The sequence below is a fragment of the Sphaerochaeta halotolerans genome, assembly GCF_003429665.1.
GTDB classification, from domain to species: Bacteria; Spirochaetota; Spirochaetia; order Sphaerochaetales; family Sphaerochaetaceae; genus Sphaerochaeta; species Sphaerochaeta halotolerans.
The window spans coordinates 1-4224 of the sequence record NZ_QUWK01000029.1; the positions used below are offsets into that span (position 1 = coordinate 1).

General features: G+C 40.2%; 4 protein-coding genes. All 4 read right to left on the reverse strand.

Going from position 1 to position 4224, the window contains the following annotated elements:
* Nucleotides 1–796, reverse strand: a 796-nt coding sequence (locus tag DYP60_RS13730) for a hypothetical protein (RefSeq protein WP_133299358.1), incomplete at its 3' end; no start/stop codon positions are given.
* A 1199-nt stretch (nucleotides 797–1995) separates the two neighbouring features.
* Nucleotides 1996–3411: a lipopolysaccharide biosynthesis protein gene (locus DYP60_RS13735; protein ID WP_117331587.1), complete on the reverse strand. Its 1416-nt coding sequence runs from the start codon at nucleotides 3409–3411 to the stop codon at nucleotides 1996–1998.
* A complete protein-coding gene (gene rfbC, locus DYP60_RS13740) occupies nucleotides 3408–3971 on the reverse strand; it encodes a dTDP-4-dehydrorhamnose 3,5-epimerase (RefSeq protein ID WP_117331588.1) in 564 nt (187 codons plus the stop codon). Before rfbC ends, DYP60_RS13735 begins: the two co-directional genes overlap by 4 nt.
* Nucleotides 3972–3994: 23 nt before the next feature.
* The coding region (locus DYP60_RS13745; RefSeq protein ID WP_206363156.1) for a GDP-mannose 4,6-dehydratase at nucleotides 3995–4224 on the reverse strand (230 nt) is incomplete at its 5' end.

A 4224-nucleotide genomic window follows, 5' to 3' on the forward strand; every position in this document is an offset into this window, starting at 1 on the left:
AAATCGCCAAATCACGCTTCCAGTACCCTAAAAAGCCGGTTTTTGTGGAAAATGTGACAATTCTTCCTGGTACCGATATATAAGCAAACATCAACTCATGATTTTTAATTATCATAATCTCTTTATTTCTCAGCAAAATAAAACCAATATTATCCTCACCAATCGCATGTGCAAAATTTATAAATCTATAAGGTACTTTCAATATATCGTCATCACATTTTTGACACTGACTAACTCCAAGTATATTGCCTGATTTGTTAATTCTAAGTATCGAATCGATTCCATCTGATAATAAAGCAAAATAGTCTTGGTCAAGATTGTCCAAAATGTTCTCGTTCTGTTCGATTCCAGCATCATTCATATCTAGTTCAATACCGAATGAGACATCCCGCCCTTCATACATCCTCCCGGCCCACTTCCTCAATTCGCGGATAACTTGAATTATAATAGTAGGATCTTCATCTTTACCACTTAGAAATTTTGCTATGGCATTTTCAACATATAACACAAGCATTTCATTTTTATATTTTGCTGGAATTTGATGATATCCAGAAAGCTCTTGAATGATTGCTTTTATGATTGATGTATCATTAGTCGAGAAGGGCTGTTCCCTAAAAATTCCCACGCGATAATTGTCGGTCTTATCAACTTTGATACGAATGGTCCTATTCCCCTCGAGCAAGGCAACCTTCCATTCTGAGTTATCTGAAGGAAAATCTTCCTCCAGCAATTTTGAACCAGTGAATAGAGGAACAATAATTTCCTTAACGATGGCTCTGAGATCTTTGCTTTTCAAATCAAACCGCCTCTGTCGTGAAATAGCTATTTTTTCCCATTAGGTACGAGACCGACGTATAGTTGCAATTCATTTTCATTATTATAAAACCTTATTCCTGCTTAGCCTCTTTGAATCCCAACCATTCTACGATTGCATAAATCGTCAAATCACGCTTTCAGTGCCCTATAATGCCGGTTTTTGTGGAAAATGTGACAATCCTTCCTAGTACCGATGATACCAATGATAATCCTCAAGTTTGATTTCCATTGTTCGCCTCCATTGATGAGAGGCTATTGGTTTTCAGACAGGATTTGAATAGCGATTTATAGTGCGCTTACGATCCATCTCTCAAACTGTGTGGAAAATGTGACAGTTCTACCCGGTACCTCAAATCGCCAAATCACGCTTCCAGTACCCTAAAAAGCCGGTTTTTGTGGAAAATGTGACAATTCTTCCTGGTACCGATGATACCGATAGTACCTCGAATCGTCAAATCACGCTTTCAGTGTCTTAAAACGCCGATTTTTGTGGAAAATGTGACAATTCTTCCTGGTACCAATATATTGGTCTTCATCGTAGCTCCTTTTCGGTCCCTCGATGAAGAATTACGTAGTGTGCTACAAACCAAGTTGTTAACAATAATATGCCTAATGAGCACTCAGAAAATATGAGGTGCCGAAACAAATCGATATGTTAAATGATTATACCCTTGCAATTTCGATACGTCAATGAAGCAAGCTCCGGCTAAGAAAATATACCATCTATCAGAAGTCACAAGAATCTCGTCGGGAAGCAGTGCCGCCACCAGAACCAGAATTGAGAGCTACGCACTGTTTGGTAGAGACTTTCTAAGTGTTAGCCATCTGGAGACAGAAGAGGGCCCCATGAGAGACATTATAGCCATTGGTACAGTAGAAACTTTTTTAGAATTCACAATATTAATATTGATTACTACGGTCCAAAAAAAATTATCTTTCAGACGATGTGGAAAATGTGACAGTTCTACCCGGTACCTCAATTCGCCAAATCACGCTTTCATTACCCTAAAATGCCGTTTTTTGTGGAAAATGTGACAATCCTTCCTGGTACCGATGATATCAAACAGATGCAGCTGGTCGGGCAAAGAAAAAGCCTAGGCCACCGCGTAGCGGTTTAGTACAGTACCGATGATACTATTCCCGAAAGTGACGCACTTTTCTGATCAAAAATCGGAGCAATTACATAACAACTCCCTTCACTATATTTAGATAGTTAATAAACTCCATTCTTCTAATGAACCCAACACAGCCAATAATCACGATATAGATAATCCATCCTTGCAAACCTCCAACAAACCAGTTACAAGCAATGAATACTATTGTAACCAATATATCCCATAACACTTCATAGGAATATTTCATTCCCATTTCCTTCTGCAGGAACAAATCTGGGACAAAACATCTTACCGCTTGGAGAAAAATAATCGAAATGATAGCAAGCGTAAGATTCTTAAGCCAAAATACAGTTATACCCGTAACAACAAGTGAAAGTCCAACTGAAAACCCATTTAACCAGAGCATTGCTCTTTCTTTTCGTAATGCTTTCAAATAAGTATTGATCAACAAGGAACTTCTTGCTTCAAATAAACTTAAAGGGAATAGGATAGAAAAATAGCTAATAGCATCAATATATTGCGGTAACCATAATGTCAGAAATACCTTTATTGGATAATATAGAACTAAGAATATTACCATTACACCTGACAACAATGTTCCCACAGTCTCGTAAATAACAGGAAGTCTGCTTTGGTCGCTTCTCTTGATTATGGGAAAGATGACAATACTCACAGCAGAAATAAAGGTCAAAACCAAGTTCGAGATGGTCAATGAAAAAGAAACCTTTCCAAACGTAGAAACGTCCCACACCTGTTCTATCGAAAAACGTACAATACCGATAATGAGCATCCCAGCAATATTTGCGATTAAAAGTTGGATTCCCACTGATATATTCCGCCAGCCTTCTCCAATCGAAAGGGAAAGTTTGACTCCTTTAGTGAATACTATATCCCTACAGGACCATGCTATTCCAATCATCGCAACAGTTTTTGCGATGATATCAGCAAGGAGCATAAATTCATAATTTTGATGCCCAATAAATAAGAATACTAAAACAAGACTGGCGTATAGTAATCTTTCTATAATTGAATTTCTCGCATACTCTTTTACTTTTCCAGTGGTTTGCAAGAGAAATTGAAGGATAGTCCTTGGCAGAATTAGTATACAGTTAATTCCTGTTGCAATCAAAATAATCGTCTTGTTACTGTTTCTGATAAAAAAAAATGCAATCAATGCGATCCCTATACAAATAAATATTTCCAAAAAAGTCAGAAGCCAGTATTGGGAATGCATCAGTGCTTTGTCTAGTTCGTCATAGTATTTTCCTCCATATCGCAGATATAAACCATCTGCCCAACCAAAATGAAAAAATCCAACATAACTCACATAGAAGGTATATAATTGCCAATAGCCATATTGTTCAATGCCCAAAAGCTTGGGGACTATTAAAGAAAGAATAATAGAGATTGCCAAAGATGTTAGATTGGCTGTTACCGAATAAAGCATCTTTTGAAGAACCCCTTTTGCTGAAGCCTTCATCTGCTCACCAATTCAAAAGTCTCATTAGTCAATCCAATATACTGCATGTCCTTCTCACTCAGAGAAATCTCAACGTCAATCTCTGGCCAGTCTATCCCCACATATAGATCATCCCATCTGATGCCACCCTCATCTTCGGGGTGGTAGAACTCGTCACACTTGTAGACGAACTCTGCCTCATCGGAGAGGACCAGGAACCCGTGGGCGAAGCCACGTGGGATGAAGAACTGATTCTTCTTCTCTGCAGTGAGGACAGCCCCTACATACTTGCCGTAGGTCGGACTCCCTTCCCTCAGGTCAACAGCTACGTCATACACCTCGCCTTTGGTGACCCTGACCAGCTTTGCTTGCGGGTATTGAATCTGGAAGTGCAATCCCCTCAGGACTCCTTTGCTGGATTTGCTCTGGTTGTCCTGTACGAACTCACAATCGATACCGGCCTTCTTGAAGTCAGCCTTGTTGTAGGTCTCCATGAAGTAGCCTCGCTCATCCCCGAACACCCTCGGCTCGATGATGAACACCCCTTCAATTTCTGTCTCCGTGAATGTGAACTGTCCCATTGTATGTTTCTCTCTTTCCCTTATTATCTGCCTGCGTACATCGACCGGTAGTATTGCTGGTAGGACCCACTGGTCACATGCTCCATCCACTGCCTGTTCTCCAGGTACCAGTCGATGGTCTTCCTGATCCCTTCACTGAACATCGTCTCGGGCTCCCAGCCCAACTCTTCCCTGATCTTGGTGGGATCTATGCCGTAGCGCCGGTCATGCCCCTTCCTGTCGGTAACATGCCTGATCAGACGCTCATCTATAC

What these genes read in the sequence shown, in the direction of transcription:
- DYP60_RS13735 (WP_117331587.1), bottom strand. Translation starts at nt 3,411, where the DNA reads ATGAAGGCTTCAGCAAAAGGGGTTCTTCAAAAGATGCTTTATTCGGTA.
- rfbC (WP_117331588.1), bottom strand. Translation starts at nt 3,971, where the DNA reads ATGGGACAGTTCACATTCACGGAGACAGAAATTGAAGGGGTGTTCATC.